This window comes from Bradyrhizobium sp. LTSP857 (genome assembly GCF_000938285.1).
GTDB lineage: Bacteria > Pseudomonadota > Alphaproteobacteria > Rhizobiales > Xanthobacteraceae > Bradyrhizobium.
Map to the genome: position 1 here is coordinate 1 of NZ_JYMS01000040.1, position 15,235 is coordinate 15,235.

General features: G+C 60.6%; 13 protein-coding genes. 4 read left to right on the forward strand and 9 right to left on the reverse strand.

Annotation, left to right across the window (positions count from 1 at the left end; translation table 11 throughout):
* Nucleotides 1-15: 15 nt before the first annotated feature.
* Nucleotides 16-1,269 carry a hypothetical protein gene (locus tag UP06_RS26260; protein WP_045006583.1) on the forward strand — a complete coding sequence of 418 codons (1,254 nt, stop codon included), beginning with the start codon at nt 16-18 and terminating at the stop codon, nt 1,267-1,269.
* A 260-nt stretch (nt 1,270-1,529) separates the two neighbouring features.
* Nucleotides 1,530-2,120, forward strand: a complete 591-nt coding sequence (locus tag UP06_RS26265; RefSeq protein WP_156163238.1) for a tetratricopeptide repeat protein — start codon at nt 1,530-1,532, stop codon at nt 2,118-2,120.
* Nucleotides 2,121-2,786: 666 nt separating this feature from the next.
* On the opposite strand, the gene UP06_RS26270 is transcribed toward UP06_RS26265, so the two are convergent.
* A complete protein-coding gene (locus tag UP06_RS26270; protein ID WP_045006585.1) occupies nt 2,787-3,512 on the reverse strand; it encodes a haloacid dehalogenase type II in 726 nt (241 codons plus the stop codon).
* Nucleotides 3,513-3,809: 297 nt separating this feature from the next.
* Here UP06_RS26270 and UP06_RS26275 point away from each other — a divergent pair, with 297 nt between their 5' ends.
* Complete coding sequence (locus UP06_RS26275) at nt 3,810-5,294, forward strand: FAD-binding oxidoreductase (protein WP_245305546.1); 1,485 nt, start codon at nt 3,810-3,812, stop codon at nt 5,292-5,294.
* 53 nt (nt 5,295-5,347) lie between these two features.
* Here the strand turns inward: UP06_RS26275 and UP06_RS26280 are convergent, their stop codons facing one another.
* The 7 genes from UP06_RS26280 to UP06_RS26310 are packed head-to-tail and all read right to left on the reverse strand — an operon-like array spanning nt 5,348 to nt 12,545.
* A complete protein-coding gene (locus UP06_RS26280; RefSeq protein ID WP_082078776.1) occupies nt 5,348-6,469 on the reverse strand; it encodes a CobW family GTP-binding protein in 1,122 nt (373 codons plus the stop codon).
* Nucleotides 6,361-7,941, reverse strand: a complete 1,581-nt coding sequence (locus tag UP06_RS26285; RefSeq protein ID WP_045006586.1) for an amidohydrolase family protein — start codon at nt 7,939-7,941, stop codon at nt 6,361-6,363. The genes UP06_RS26280 and UP06_RS26285 overlap by 109 nt, the downstream gene beginning before the upstream one ends.
* Nucleotides 7,928-8,869 carry a branched-chain amino acid ABC transporter permease gene (locus UP06_RS26290; protein ID WP_245305547.1) on the reverse strand — a complete coding sequence of 314 codons (942 nt, stop codon included), beginning with the start codon at nt 8,867-8,869 and terminating at the stop codon, nt 7,928-7,930. The genes UP06_RS26285 and UP06_RS26290 overlap by 14 nt, the downstream gene beginning before the upstream one ends.
* Nucleotides 8,870-8,880: 11 nt before the next feature.
* Nucleotides 8,881-9,768, reverse strand: coding sequence for a branched-chain amino acid ABC transporter permease (locus tag UP06_RS26295; protein WP_045006587.1), 888 nt, complete (start codon nt 9,766-9,768; stop codon nt 8,881-8,883).
* 23 nt (nt 9,769-9,791) lie between these two features.
* On the reverse strand, nt 9,792-11,003 hold the full coding sequence (locus UP06_RS26300; protein WP_050032066.1) for an ABC transporter substrate-binding protein: 1,212 nt from the start codon (nt 11,001-11,003) through the stop codon (nt 9,792-9,794).
* 34 nt (nt 11,004-11,037) lie between these two features.
* Nucleotides 11,038-11,772, reverse strand: a complete 735-nt coding sequence (locus tag UP06_RS26305) for an ABC transporter ATP-binding protein (RefSeq protein WP_045006589.1) — start codon at nt 11,770-11,772, stop codon at nt 11,038-11,040.
* Nucleotides 11,769-12,545 (reverse strand): ABC transporter ATP-binding protein, encoded by a 777-nt coding sequence (locus tag UP06_RS26310; protein WP_045006590.1) that lies wholly within the window; start codon nt 12,543-12,545, stop codon nt 11,769-11,771. The genes UP06_RS26305 and UP06_RS26310 overlap by 4 nt, the downstream gene beginning before the upstream one ends.
* 197 nt (nt 12,546-12,742) lie before the next feature.
* Here UP06_RS26310 and UP06_RS26315 point away from each other — a divergent pair, with 197 nt between their 5' ends.
* Nucleotides 12,743-13,315, forward strand: a complete 573-nt coding sequence (locus UP06_RS26315) for a PAS and helix-turn-helix domain-containing protein (RefSeq protein WP_045006591.1) — start codon at nt 12,743-12,745, stop codon at nt 13,313-13,315.
* 327 nt (nt 13,316-13,642) lie between these two features.
* Here the strand turns inward: UP06_RS26315 and UP06_RS26320 are convergent, their stop codons facing one another.
* Nucleotides 13,643-15,109 carry an NAD-dependent succinate-semialdehyde dehydrogenase gene (locus UP06_RS26320; RefSeq protein WP_045006623.1) on the reverse strand — a complete coding sequence of 489 codons (1,467 nt, stop codon included), beginning with the start codon at nt 15,107-15,109 and terminating at the stop codon, nt 13,643-13,645.
* Nucleotides 15,110-15,235 lie beyond the last annotated feature (126 nt).

Below are 15,235 nucleotides of genomic sequence, written 5' to 3' on the forward strand. Positions count from 1 at the left end.
CCCGTATAAGTGGATATGAAGACATTACCCAGCCTGATCTTCGGAACCGTTGTCGTTTTACTCGGCTTGGGGCTGATGCTGTTGTTTTCGCAACCTTGGCTCGTCTTCGGCGCTCTTTTCAGTTTCACGAAGCCGGTCAAGGTCACTGCACCCGGCCAGGACCGCGGCTACTATTACCGATTTAAGGCCAGCTACGTCTACAAGGGGGAGCCGCTTAATTTCGACATCGTGGTCGGTTGCCGCGTAAAAATAACGACCTACAACGATAACGATAGAACAGTCGAAGTCGGCGTCGTGCCAACGATCTTCGGGCTCAAGACAAAAGATGAGCACGGTGTGGTGGTGCACTTGCCTCAAGCCTGCAATGGCGAGACTACGCAGAACGGCAGGGTCCCCAAAACGCTGCTACCGCTCGTGATCACCTATCAACGTGCCGACGAGCCTTGGTCTGGCGTCGCCTATGCATCGGAGGACTCGTACGATAGCCCGCGCTCTGAATTGAAATTCCTGGGTTCCACAATTGCTCGAGCAACGCGCGAAGAATGGGAAGCGTGGCGCGAGACCGAGGCGAAAAGGAATTTCATCACTTACGAGCTGTTGGGCATCAACCCGATAAATATGTGGAAGTTTCCCAAATGGAAGCCGGGGCTTCGTGTAATGGCCACCCAGTGCTTCGGCATTTCAAGAATGAAGCTCTCCGACGCGGCGCGCAATGTCGTGACGTCTGGCTGGCCTCCCAGCAAACCAGCCTATTGGTTTCCTGATAAGTCGACTCGAGAATCGCTTTGGAATATCGCTTATGGACCCAGCAAACCCCCGCTCATCGAAGGGAATCGGTTCCAAGATTACTTTGGCTCTCGGGGCAATAATGGATTGGCACGACGCGAACCTGGCGCAGTCATCTTCTTTAATCGCCAAGTCGAAGGCGATGTCTACCCGGCCCACACAGACCTCTCGATCAACAAGCTGGAACCTACCGGTGAACTTCCTGCCGAACTGAGCGCAAAAGAACGATTGGATTATTCCGCGGCTGAGACTAAGCCGGAACTACGCGGCTTTGCCTTTTGCGATAGTTCGATCGTCTCGATTGACGGCGCGCCACAGTGGCCTTCCAAATATCTTTATCGCAATGCGAATCGGATTGACGGCGAAGCGATCAGCGAACAACTCGCAAAGTGGGGCACCAACTACGACATCGCCTTTGAGCGCGACGAGTACATCATCTTTTTGCGAACGTATGAACTTGCAAGTGGCTTCGCAAAATTGTGAGGGGAGCCGACTAAGTTTGAGCGGTCGTACTCGCATGCCGCCTTCAGCCAAAGTCAGCTATGGGTCAAAAGTGTCGCTCTGACACGCCGCCGTTCACTTCCGGTCTACCCCTGTGAACGGACGTGCTCAGGCTCGCTTGCCACTTCGCTGATGGGCCAGAAGCTGACGAACGACGCTTCCAATTGACAGTCGCAGAGTGATGTTTCCTTAATCTCGTATGAGTGACACTCCGCACGGATAATAGAGGCATTGGTTAAACGATGCGACTAGCACTACCAAGCCGCGCCGATGATCGCACCAAACGCCGCAGTAAAATTCCTGAATGGATTGCTGCTGCATCATCCGGCGACGTTGACGCTCAGTTGGCTCTCGCTTGGGAGTATGCCCGAGGCGACGCCGTTGACCCGGATTTCGTGACCGCATGGAACTGGTTTGATCGTGCCGCCTCGTCCGGTCAAGAAAACGCTGTTTTGCATCGAGCCCGCTTCCTTCAGCTTCGCGGTGTACCGGAAGGGTTACGTGAACTTCGCAAGCTCGCTGCTAAGGGCAACTGGAAAGCGCAGTTTTGGCTTGGAACGCACTATCAATCACAACATGGGCGCTTGAGCCAGTTGAGAGCGGCTGTGTGGTACGGTCGATCCTCTAAAAGCGGGAATCTCGGCGGTAAGCTTGCCAAGCTAGCGCAACTGAGAAGAATTGCTGATCAACCTTTCAAAACGTTGTTTGCCGCCAAGGTCATATTTGAAGCTATTTCGACCTTCCTACAGTTGTTCGGACAAGATCAGCAAATCGAAGCCTATCAAGCGTTGATGTTTCGCTTAAAAAGCAGAACCCTCCGTCAAAGCAGCTAGTTGAAGTCCGCTATGGGTCATTAGCAGACATCAGCACCTGCACTCGTCAATGCCCGCTTATGCCAAGATAGCTGCCGTGCCGGGCGATAGTCAGCCCTTCCCAAGTCCGTCGCCGAATCTAGGTGTGTGCAGCGAGGGTCGCACTCGCCTCCGACAACCGCCTTTTTCGTAATCCCTGGTTGCCAACGGTCGGAGGCGCCATTCCGCACGCGAGACTGATAAGCTTTGTGTAATTACCTTATCAGTCGGCCAACTGACTCCATTTGGGACCAAATCTTATCAGTTCGCGAGCTGGCTCCATTACGGGTAAACCACTGGGTGATGAGGCTGCGCGATAGCGCTCCCAAGCGCGTACGCCCAAGCAGACACAGCTCGACTGGGGCACCTTAGATAGTCAGTAGAACGGATAAGCTGCTCGATGGAGCGGGTGAAGCGCTCCGACCGAAATTTTTCATTCTGTTTGTGAAAGCAATATCGACCACTTATTCGTGTGTGCTAATTTTCCTGTTGGACGAATTATTGAACTCCTTCGCCGCTCAACTCGCATCGTAGTGCCACTCAAAGGCCGCTGTGCTGCGGAATTTTGGGTTCGGGTGATCTGCACCACAGGGTCGCGGATCCGAGTTGAACCCGCTGCGAGGTGCCGACGGAACACAAAGCGGCGGATCATTTAACCCGCAGTTGTTCCTGATGTGCCTTTACGAGGTCCAGCATACTGTCGAATTTGAAATCGACGTGTGGCATCTGGCCCGGATTCATGGTGGCCCCAAAACCTTGTTGCTCGTGTCGCCGGTAGATCCAGCACGACTTTAACCCGCGACCGTTTGCGGGCTTGTGGTCGTGGAACATGCTTTCGGCGGTGTGCAGGATCTTCTCCTTGCCGATCCCAATCTCTTCCATCTTCTCGATCATGTAGTCGAAATTGCGAGCTGAAGGCTTGTACGACCCGATGTCTTCCGCTGTGTAGATCGCGTCGAACTCCACCTGCAATCGTCGATTGCTCGCCTGGAAGCTCTCGTTGTCGACGTTGGAAAGGATCACGAGCTTGAAATACTTCTTGAGATACTGGAGTGCGCCCGGAGAGTCCTCGAACGCGGGCCAGTTTCCGACGGAACGACCGTACTCGACACAGTCTTCGTGAGTGACGAGGACACCCCACTCTTCGGCCAGACGCTTGTAGACGATCGGAAGCAGATCCCGATATCGTTTCGCTGGCGTGTAGCGTTGTTGGCTGGATTCGTGACGCGCATGCGCCTCAAGAATCTGGTCGCGGGTGAGCGGCCGTTTGACCCGATCGGAGAGGCTTTTCAGGGCCTCGACCATTCCGGTTTCCCAATCGATAAGGGTGCCGTAGCAGTCGAATGTGAGAGCATCGAAATCCGTGAGCAACATAGCGATTTCTCCTCGTTCGCTGGATCAGCCTATGGACGTTGAATGGCAAGGTCGCCGGCGATTCCGCTGTCCTCTCCGCAGAGACGATCGCTTTTGCACCTTCTATCAGCACAATCTGCTGCAGAGGTTATCGGCCCGCGATAGATCGCTTGATGGATCATCAATGATCTCCTCGGGAGCAGCAGCAGCTCCGCGTTGGAGAAGATGAATACAAGGCAACGACGGTGCAAACTGCCGAACGTACCGATATTTCGGCATTGGCTTTTTCGAAGCCCGGGCCGAACAGCAAGCAATGTCGTGTCGACGCGCGACAATGGTCCCCCAACAGCCCGGAGCAGGATCATGTCGCCGTCGGACCACGTTCAGGCCTTTCGCGATCTCTTGGGCGCCGTCGGCGTCGTCGACGACCCACAGCGGCTTGCGACGTACACCACGGATCAGCGCCAGCTCTTCACCGGATCGACGCTCGCCGTCCTGAAGCCGGTAACGACGAAGCAGGTCTCCGACGTCGTGACACTGGCGGCACGGCTCGGAATCGGGCTCGTCCCCCAAGGAGGCAACACGAGCTATTGCGGCGGCGCGACGCCGGATGCTTCGGGACGCCAGGTTGTCGTAAGTCTGGAACGCATGGACGCGATCCGAGAGGTCGATCCGCTGTCCATGAGTATCTCCGTCGACGCAGGTGCCATCCTGAAGAGGGTACAGGAAGCCGCCGCGAGTGCCGGTCTGCTGCTGCCGCTTAGCCTCGGCGCCGAGGGAAGTTGCCGGATCGGCGGCAACATTGGCACCAACGCGGGCGGGTTGTCCGTCGTCCGGTATGGCATGACACGCGATCTGCTGCTCGGCATCGAGGCCGTTCTGCCGGACGGGACCATCGTCTCCGACATGCGCAAGCTTCGGAAGAACAACACCGGCTATGACGTCAAACAATGCTTCGTGGGAAGCGAGGGAACGCTCGGCATCGTCACCGGTGCGGTGCTGCGCCTTGCTCCTTTGCCAGTGCGACGTGCGACAGCCTGGCTGAAACTCGCGAAGGCCGCGCCGCTCGCCGAACTGCTCGCGCTGGTGCGTCGCGAATCCGGCGAACTGCTGACCACGTTCGAATTCATGACTGCGCGATCGATTGCGCTCGCGACCGCCGCGATGGCGAGCCCGCCCTCCGTCGGCCCCGGCTCCGGCGGCGCGATCCTCCTCGAATTCGCCTCCTCCTCCCGGCATCTCGACCTTGATAGCCTCATGGAAACCATCCTTGCGGAAACCGTAGAGTACGAATGGGTCGAGGACGCCTTCCTCGCCCAGAGCGGGGCTCAACGTGCGTCCATGTGGGAGCTGCGCGAGACGATCCCGGAAGGCGAAAAGCGGTGGGGCGGTTCGGTCAAGCACGACATATCCGTGCCGTTGTCCTGCATCCAGCGCTTCCTCGACGTTGCCGGCGCGGAGGTTCGAAAGTTCCACACCGATATCGAGTTGTCCGTCTACGGTCATGTGGGCGATGGCAATCTGCACTACAATGTTCTCATTCCTCAGGGGACGGATCGGATCGCGTTCACGCAGCTTATTGAAGCGAGCCTGTCTCTCCGTCTGTACGACGCGGCGGCGGCTCTCGGGGGTACGTTCAGCGCGGAGCATGGCGTCGGTCGCTTCAAGCGGCATCTTCTGGAGAAGTACGGAGACGCGGGCCGCGTCGCAGTAATGCGGCGTATCAAAACCGCCTTCGATCCGGCAGACATCATGAACGCTGGCGCCGTGGTTCGCCCGGTCAATGCGGAGCCGGCCTATTGATCCCGTTGCGACCTCGAGCGGCACGTTCCATCACCTGCTGAGTTTCGTCTTGCTCAGGCGGCTTGCCTCTTCGAGCGCTTTACGACGGGCTTGATGTCTTCCGGATAGTCGGCCGAAAGGGCGGTCAGCTCGGCCAAGTCGATGTCCCGCGCGATGATCACGATGCCTCGCCTGGTGGAGTGATCCAACTCCATCCAACGAGGTTCAGCGAAGGTGGCGCCTACGCCGTCGATCAAGAGGCATTTTGGCGTGCCGGCGACCGCGACGAGACCTTTGGCGCGGAGCAATCGATCGCCGCAGAGACCCGCGAGGTCCTCGAGCCAATCGGTCAGATCGCCCCACGCAACGTCGGTTGGCCACTCGGCAAAGAAGACTCCCAGCCGCGAATGATCAGTGGCCGCGATCGCCTCGAATTGACTTATCGGCATCGCGGTTTCGGTATACATCGGATCGAAGACGGCGCGCGCGCGCGCCGTTCTGTCCGCCACGACGATCCGGCAGGCGGCCGGATTGAACTGCTTCGCGACGCATCCGGCAGCCGTGACCTGGTCGGTCCCCGCCCGATCCAGTTTCGTGAAGACGATGGATCTGGCGGCCGTCAATTGCGCGGATCTGATCGGAAACGTCACCTCGTCAGCCATCGGAGCCAAAGCGTCCAATGTGGAGACGATGCGTAGTCGGTATTCGGCCCGGTCGTAGCGCATCAGCGAACGCAGGATAGGGCCCGGCATCGCGAGCCCGCTCGTTTCCAGGACGATCCTGCGGAAGCCGCCGGCGCCGGACTGGCGGCGCACGGCCAGCAATTCGTCGATCGCGGAATGCAGATCGTCGCCGAGCGAGCAGCAGACGCAGCCGTTGCCCAACAGTGTCATCGGCAGATCGCGGCGCGCGGACGACACGATGGCGCCGTCGATATTGATCTCGCCGGCCTCGTTTACGATCACACCGGTGTCGGCCGACTCGGGCAGCGAAAGATAGTCGCACAGTAATGTTGTCTTGCCGCTACCGAGGCTGCCGGTCAGCAGGACAAATTCCGGGACTACTTCCCGAGTTCCGACGATCCCCGTCAAGCCGCCCTCCGTCGCGCCGACACCATTTCCTCGACATCGTCGAGCAATTCGGCCGGATCGAACACCGAGCCTTCCTTGATGACGGTCGAGATGCTGCGAGCCCAAATCACCGAGGCGGTCGGGTCGTCGAGGCGCATCGCCCCGGTACCGTAGAGAAGCTTGAAGTCGTTGAGCGGATTTTCGTCGTGGACAAGGATGTCGGCCAGCTTTCCGACCTCCAAAGTTCCGACGTCTTCTTCGATGCCGAGAAGCTCGGCCCCCCACGTTGTGGCGGCCCGAAGCACTTCCAGAGGCGTAAAGCCCGCCTCCTGCAGGAGCTCAAGTTCGCGGACGAGGCCGAACCCGTATGTCTGGAACATGAAGCCGGAATCGGAGCCGACGCAGACGCGCCCGCCGAGATTCTTGTAGTCGTTGACGAACCGCATCCAGAGCCGGAACGTTTCACGCCATTCCACCTCATTCGTCGTGGACCAGCGGTACCAATAGGCGCCATGCCCTCCCCGCTGCGGCTGAAAGTAGGCCCAGAGAGTCGGGTCGGTGAAGCGATCGTGCCAATCCGCGCGGCGGGTGCGCATCAGATCGCGATTGCCATCGTAGACGTTGAACGTGGGGACGAAGGTGTGTCCGGCCGCGAGGAACGCCTGGAGCACCTCGTTCCACTTCTGCGACTCCGGTTTGGCCGCCTGGAGAAATGTTTGGCCCGCCGTCGAGAACCGCAGATATTCGTCGTTGTAGTCGTACTCCGGCGGAAACGCCTGAAGTGTCTGCCCGTCTAGCAGCGCCTCCGGAATCCCGTAGGAGTGTTCGGTACTCGTCAGCCCCCATTGGGCGGTCCGTAGCGAGTTCATTCGGCCTACCGCCAGTTGGGCATGATGGCAGCATGTACGCAGTCCAAGGCTTCGACACTGCTCCAGAGCGGCTTTCATCATGGCCGGCGGAGCCCCGAAGAACTTGATCCCGTCGGCGCCGCGCTCCTTGACCGCCTGAAGCCATCTGCGAGCATCTTCCGGGGTATGGATGGTCTTCACATAGTCGTTCGTGCCAGGAAACGGCGCGTAGGCCAGAATGCGGGGTGCATCGATGCGGTGGTCCGCAGCCGCCCGCTTCTGTTGCAACGTCCACTGCAATCCGTTGAAGCACCCTGTCTCGCGAACGGTTGTGACGCCGTGCGCCAGCCACAGCTTGTAGACGTAGTCGGCATTCGGCATGGGCCCGTTCTCGGCGTGGAACGGCGCGCCGATGTGGGCATGACAGTCCACCAGCCCGGGCGTCAGAAACTTGCCGGTGCAATCGATCTCGAAATCGCCAGCAGGCGGACGGCGGTCAGGGTTGATCGGCAGCTTTGGCGTGCCGACCTTCTTCAACACCGTTATCCGGCCGCCCTCGACTACCAGATCGGCGGGGCCCCATGGCGGGGCACCGGTACCGTCGACGATCGAAGCCCCGCGCAGCACTAGTCGCTTGAACGGCCCACGCCCGCGAGTCCGCGCCGTCGCCGCCTCGACCCGGGGAAGGCCAGCAGCGGCGAACATCCTGGCGAACTCCTCCCCGATGCTCTCCAAGTCAGGTTGCGTCATCGACTATCGCTCGCTTTCCGTAGCAAGATTCCGAAGCGGCGCGCGAGGCGCTCAGACCAGAACGTTCGTTGGTCATCCGGAACGCGCCCTCGGGCCGCAATTGCATGACGAGGATCAAAGTGAGGGCGATCGCGAACTCGCGGAGCGATGCGATCTGCACCGCATCGAGCCCCGGGATCGCTGCGGCGATGAAGCGTGACGCCTCCAGCAGCGCAACCAGAGCTATCGAGCCGACCACGGCGCCGGCAAGGCGCGTCTGACCACCGACTGTGACCGCCAAAAAGATGTAGATCGTCAGTTGGACGATGAAGACGTCGGGTGCGATGTAGCTGGTGAAGTGTGCATAGAGCGCGCCAGCGAGCCCGGAGAGTGCCGCACCGATTCCGAACGCCTGCAGCTTCAGCCGGAGCACGGATTTTCCGGCAACAGCCGCGATCTGCTCGTCGTCACGTACTGCGCGCAGCGCTCGTCCAAAGGGGCTCCGAAGAAGGCAACCGAGCAGGAAAGCGACGATACCGACGAGCGTCCAGGTCATAATGAGATAGAAGAAGGGAAAGGATTCTCCGAGATCGCTCTTGAGCGGCGCCACGATCCCCGATATCCCGTCGCTTCCCTTCGTCAACCACTTCTCGTTGGTTTCCGCCAGCCGCAGGATCTCTGCGAACCCAAGGGTCACGATCGCAAGGTAGTCGCCGCGTAGGTTGCGGACGACGAAACACAGAGCCACGCCTACCGCGGCCGAAACCACAGCGGCTGCGATCCAGTCGATCCAGATAGGAAATCCCGCTCCTGACAGCAGTGCGGAGGTATAGGCGCCGAGGCCTACGAACCCTACGAGGCCGAGATTCACCAGACCACCCTGCCCCCATGCCGTGACCAGGCCGAGGGATAGCAGAGCGTAGAACCCGGCGATCGTGCCGGCGAACACAAGATAGGAAATCATTTTCTTACCCCCGAGGCGCCGGAGAAGATGCCGCTCGGTCTCGCGAGCAAGGTGATCAGAATCGCGACAAAGGCGGTCAGGGACTGGTAGGCCGGCGGAAGGACCAGAAGGCCCAACTCGCCGATGACCCCCATCAGAAGGGCACCGGCGACAGCTCCCGGCAGGCTCGTCAAGCCTCCGACGACGCTGCCGGCGAAGATCAAAAGTATCAGCCTGGATCCCGTCGATGGATCCACGCTGGTGTCGATCGCCAGGAGAGCGCCACCGACGCCCGCGAGTCCCATGCCGATGAACGTGGCGAGATTGGCGAGGCGGACCGGTTCGATACCCTTGAGCCGCGCGAGATCGACGTTGTCGGCCACGGCGCGCATGGCCTTGCCCAGTTTGGTGAGCGAGAAGAACAGCGCGAGAAGAACGGCAAGCCCGATCGCGATCTCGAGGTTGTGCAACTGCTGAAGCCCGATGCGGATGCCGCCGACTTTCATGTCGCGGGCGATCGGCATGTCGAAGCTGTTCAGGCCGCTACCGAAGGAGAAGCGATAGGCGTTCTCGAGCGCCATGTTCAGGGCGATCGAGACGACCGCCACCATCAACGGCGTCCGCGCGCTCGGTTTGCGTCGTATCGGAGCGAGCGCAATGCGGTCCGTCACGACGCCCAGAGCCCCTGCGACGAGGAATGCGATGATCAGGACCGGCACCAGCGATAGTTTAAGAGTCGTATTCGCCAGCCAGCCGGCGTAGCCGCCGGCCGTGAGTTGCGCAGCTACGCTGAAATTGACGAAACCCAGCACGCTGAAGATCAACGTCAGACCGAGCGCCGGCAACGCTATGAGCGCGCCGACGATCAGTCCGTTCACCAGATACTGCAGCAGGTCGGTCAACATGGCGTCCGCTTTCGTTCTCTGCTTCAGCCGACCTTGCGGACCACGAGCTTGCCGCCCTCGATCTGCTCATAACGGAAGAACACCCCCTTCACGTCGCCGTTGTCGGCGAATTCGAGCGGGCCGCTCGGTCCGTCGTAATTCACCTGTCCGCCAACGACGACCGCCTTCAGGGCCTCGGCCGCGTCGTCGAGCCGCTTGCCCTCCCCCTCGGAGATCGCGCGAAGATTGTCGCGGACCGCCGTTCCGTTCGCCTGCCCGGACGTCGCGCGAGCAAGCGCCAGCGACGTCAGCACGACGTGATCGTAGACCTGGCAGGAGTAGCTATCGAGCGAAGGCCGCTTCATCTTGCTGATGAGCCGCTTGTAGGCTTCCGAGTTTTCCGCGGCCGACGGAACGAGCGAATAGGCGCCTTCGGAAACCTCGGCAGGAACGGCTTTCGTTAGGGCGTCGTTGATGCCGAAGGAGAAGCCGATCTTCTTGCCCGAATAGCCTGCACGGTACAGGTCCTTCAGCACGACCGAGGTGTCGGGGACGTAGCCGCCGAGTACGATGACATCCGGCGACTCTTTCAGAGCCTGGTCTACTTCCGATCTGTAGCTCGACTTCTTGTCTTCGTAGACAAGCCCGCTGCCGGTACCGCCCGCGGCTTTGAATATCCCCGAGATGATGTCGATGTACGACTGCGCAAAGGGGGTTTGCGGACCGAGGAAAAACATCTTCTTGGCGCCGAGCTCGACTGCATATTTTCCGACGCTGGTGCCCTGGAGCGTGACGGTGGGCGAAGTCCTGAAGATGTACCCGTCATGCGGCAGCTTGGTGATGCTGTCCGCTCCCGACGAGGTGAGCAGCACGGTCTTTCCGTCCCAGCACAGCGGCGCGATGGCCGACGTGACCGCCGACGCGTAAGAACCTCCGATTGCTACGACCTTGTCCACGTCGATCAGCTTGTGCGCCGCACGGACGGCCGCCTCCGGATTGCTCTGATCGTCCTCAACGACGATCTGGATCGGACGCCCGCGAACGCCGCCGGCGGCGTTGATCTCGGTTTCGGCGACCTTTGCAGCCTGAGCCATCGTCGCCCCAAACTGGCTGGTCGCTCCGGTGAGCGGGATGATCAGGCCGATCTTGATCGGATCGCCTTGTTGCGCCCAGGAGCGTGAAAGGCTCGATGACAGCATTAGCCCGCCAACTCCAAGGCCAGCCTGCAGGAAAGTACGTCTGGCCAGATTCGACATGTTCAACTCCTCACCCTTCGTCAGTGGTCATGTTTCAATGTCGGTGCGGGGCCGCCGGAGCGGCCCGCCCGAGGAACAGATGCCTGATCTCGTCGTCCTCGATCATGGAGGCTGCCGCGTCGTCGCGGACTTTCTTGCCGGCGACGAGAACGACGCCGCGCGTGCCGTACTCCAGCGCCAGAAGCGCGTTCTGCTCGACCATGAGGATCGCCAGACCGCTCGCCGCGAGATCGCGGATGAGCACGAAGATCTCCTTCGCCGCCGCGGGCGAGAGGCCCGCCGTGGGCTCGTCCAGCAACAGGACGCTCGGATTGGTCATCAGGGCGACCGCTACCGCCAGCACCTGGCGTTGACCGCCCGAAAGATTGCCCGCCTTTTCGCGAAGCCGTCCGCGCAGCATCGGAAAGCGGTTCAGTTGCTCCTCGATTCGGCTCTTCAATCCTGAGCGCAGCAGGTAGCCGCCCATCTCGAGGTTTTCCTGGACCGAAAGGCTTCCGAACACGTTCCGCTCCTGCGGCACGAAGCTGACGCCGCGCTCGCAGGCGGCATGCGCGTCGCCGGCGGGAAGAGCGGTCCCGTCGATCGAGACGTCGCCGGTCCGCTTCGGCAGAAGGCCGGCGAGCAGCTTCAGGAACGTCGACTTTCCGGCGCCGTTGGGGCCGATGATGACGGCAAGATCCTTGGGCGCTATCGTGATATCCACGCCCTTCACGATGAAATCGGCGGTCGCGTAGCCGCCGCAAATAGCGCTTGCGCTCAGCGTCGTCATTGCAGCTGCACTCCGAGATAGCATTCCTGCACGCGACGATCGCCCGTCACTTCGTCGAAGGCGCCCCTCGTCAAGAACTTTCCTTCAGCCATGACGATGACGTCGTCGCAGAGCCGCTCGATGAGCTCCATCTCATGCTCAATCAGCAGAATGGTGACGCCCGACTCTCCGATTGCGGCAAGCTGCTCGGCGATCTCGCCGACGAGAGTTGGATTAACCCCGGCCATCGGCTCGTCGAGCAGGACCATCTTGGGCTCCGCGAGCAGTACCCGCCCGATTTCCAGCAGCTTCTTTTGGCCTCCGGACAAGGCGGTGACGAGGTTGTCGAGCACATGGTCTAGCCGGAGACGCTCGGCGATCGCATAAGAGCGCTCGCGCAACTCTTCTTCCTGCCGGCGGACCGCACCGGGGCTCGCCAGAGCTCGGAACACGCCCTCGCCCACCTGCCGCGGCCCGTACAGCATGAGATGCTCGAACACTGTCATGAGCGGGCACCCGCGCGCGAGTTGAAACGAGCGCACCAGACCGGATCGGGAAACGACTTCGGGACGCGCACGGGCGATATCGGCACCGTCGAAGCGCACGGCGCCCGAGAAGCCGTCGACGAGACCGGAGATGCAATTGAAGATGGTCGTCTTGCCGGCTCCGTTGGGGCCGATCAGACCGGTGATGGTGCCCGCTTCGACGGAGAAGGACGCGCCATCGAGAGCGCGGACACCGCCGAAACTCGCCCTGATATCGCTCACCTCAAGCAACGACCCTGTCGTCGTCATCGGGACACCTCGTGACGTTCCATCGGACGGATAAAGGGTTCGGCCCGCCTTTGCGCCGTACCCGCCGGACTTTCCGGGCATTTCTATTTAACTGTTTCCACCCGTCACCTATTGGCATAGGTTAATAACACGTAGGCACTTAATGCTATAGGTGTTGAACACTTAAGTGTCCGAGCCGCCGCGGTCGGGGAGAGATCATGAGAAATGCAATTGCTGCAGAGATCGACTACCGTCGCGCGTTCCAGGACGCGCCGGTGGGACAAGCCATCGCGAATAAGCGGATGATAAGAGCCTGCAACAAGGCGTTTGCCGATATCTTCCGCGGCAAACCCGGCGAATTCACCGGAACAACATTCGAGCGGCTTTATCCGACACATAACCATTTTGAAAGCGCCGGTCTGCGGGTCGGTGCGATGCTCACGCAGGATCGCGCGTTCTCGGACGACCGCGTCATGCGCCGTCTCGATGGCGAACTGTTCTGGGTTCACGTCCGCGGATTCACCTACACGCCCAAAGACCCGCACCGAAACACGTTGTGGGTATTCACCGAACTATCCAGTCGACAGGCGAAGAGCGACACGATCCGCGGATCGCTGACGCCAAGAGAGCGAGACATTGCAGCTTTGCTGATCGAGGGAAAGACGGGAAAGGAAGCGGCGCTTTCACTCGGCATCAGTCCGAGAACAGTCGACATCTACAAGACGCGCCTGCTGCGCAAGTACAGCGTGACGAACACGCCGGACCTGGTTCAAAGGCTGCTGACTGGCTAGGCATCCCTACGCAATCCGCCCGAAGTCGATCTGGCACTGCCCGCTTTCGCTTCCGAAATCTCAGCAGACCAGGCAAGCGCCCACAGCGCCGCAAAGGGCCGGACAATCAGCGCGTGCTCCCGATTGAACCAGCGGGCTTCGTGAAGGAGGTTGATGCTTTCCAGGCTTGCCGGGTATCCGTGACCGGAACGTTCAGCACAGCTCCGCAGCCGAGCGTTCGTCTAGACATCAAATCTCCTAAGCGAAACAGGACCGGGCCAGGAGAGGCGCGAGCCAATTTTGCCGTCAGATCCGTAGCGAGATGCTGCCATCATGGCTGGGCCCGAATTACGGAGCGGTTAGGCTACCGATGTGGAAGGCCTTGATTTCCAAGTATTCCTCGATGCCGAATTTGGAGCCCTCCCGACCGATGCCCGACTGTTTGATGCCGCCAAAGGGCGCGACCTCAAGCGACACCGAGCCCGTGTTCAGACCGACCATGCCGAACTCCAATCTTTCCGCCACCCGCCAGGAACGGTTGAGATTGGACGTATAGAAGTATGACGCAAGGCCGTAGGGGGTGGCGTTTGCGATCTGGATCGCCTCGTCTTCGTGCTTGAACCGGAACAGTGGAGCGACGGGTCCGAAGGTCTCCTCGTTCGCCAGTTGCATGTTCACGGTGGCGTTAGCGAGTACCGTCGGGTCCACAAACTGATCCTTCGATCCAGTCTTGCCGCCGAGCATAAGCACTGCACCGTTCGAAAGGGCGTCGTCGATGTGACGACGGACCTTATGGACAGCAGCACGGTTGATCAGTGGGCCGATCGTGACGCCCTCGCGCAATCCGCTGCCGACGACGAGCTTCGAGGTCTCCGCCAGAAGGCGGTCGGCGAACCTTTCATAGATTCCGTCCTGCACCAGCACCCGGTTCGCGCAGACGCAGGTCTGGCCGCCGTTGCGGAATTTGCTCGCCATCAATCCCGCCACAGCGAGATCGACATCTGCGTCATCGAACACGATGAAGGGAGCGTTGCCTCCCAACTCGAAGCTGACGCGCTTGATGGTGCTTGCCGACTGTTGCATCAGGAGCTGTCCGACGCGGGTGGATCCGGTGAACGAGAGCTTGCGGACGGATGGACTCGACGTGAGCTCGGCGCCGACCGCTTGGGGCATGCCCGTCACCACCGAGAAGACCCCCTTCGGAATGCCAGCTCGTTCGGCGAGGACGGCCAACGCCAGGGCCGAAAATGGCGTCAATTCCGACGGCTTCGCGATGATCGGGCAGCCGGCCGCCAGCGCCGGGCCCGCCTTGCGGGTAATCATGGCGTTCGGAAAATTCCACGGAGTGATCGCCGCGGAAACGCCCACCGGTTCCCTCAGAACCAGGATGCGCCGATCCCCGGTGGGGGCCGGAATGGTGTCGCCGTAGACTCGGCGCGGCTCTTCCGAAAACCACTTGATGAAACCTGCCCCGTACCGGATCTCGCCGGCAGCTTCCGCAAGCGGCTTCCCCTGCTCCATCGTCATAATGAGCGCGAGGTCGTCGATGTTTTCAAGCATCAGCCGATACCATTCCTCGAGCAAGCGGCCTCGCTCGCTGCCGGGAAGCGCGCGCCAGGCCGGCCAGACTTCTTCGGCCACCTTGATGGCGCGTCTGGTTTCTTCGGCACCAAGGGCCGGCACGGTACCGATCTCGGCACCGGTCGCCGGGTCCGTGACGACGACGGTCGCGCCGCCATCGGCATCGACCCATGCGCCGGCGACAAAAGCCTGCTCGCGGAACAGACGCGGATCTCTTAGACGTTCGCTTAGCATCGTCGAGGCCTCCGAAGGTAAGGCCCGCACCATCGCATTTTTGGTCAGCAGGCCCTGCCGATGAAGGCCGCCGAAGACGCAAAAATTGCCGTCCCGCCGGTTCTTACGGAATGTCCTGCTGCTGCC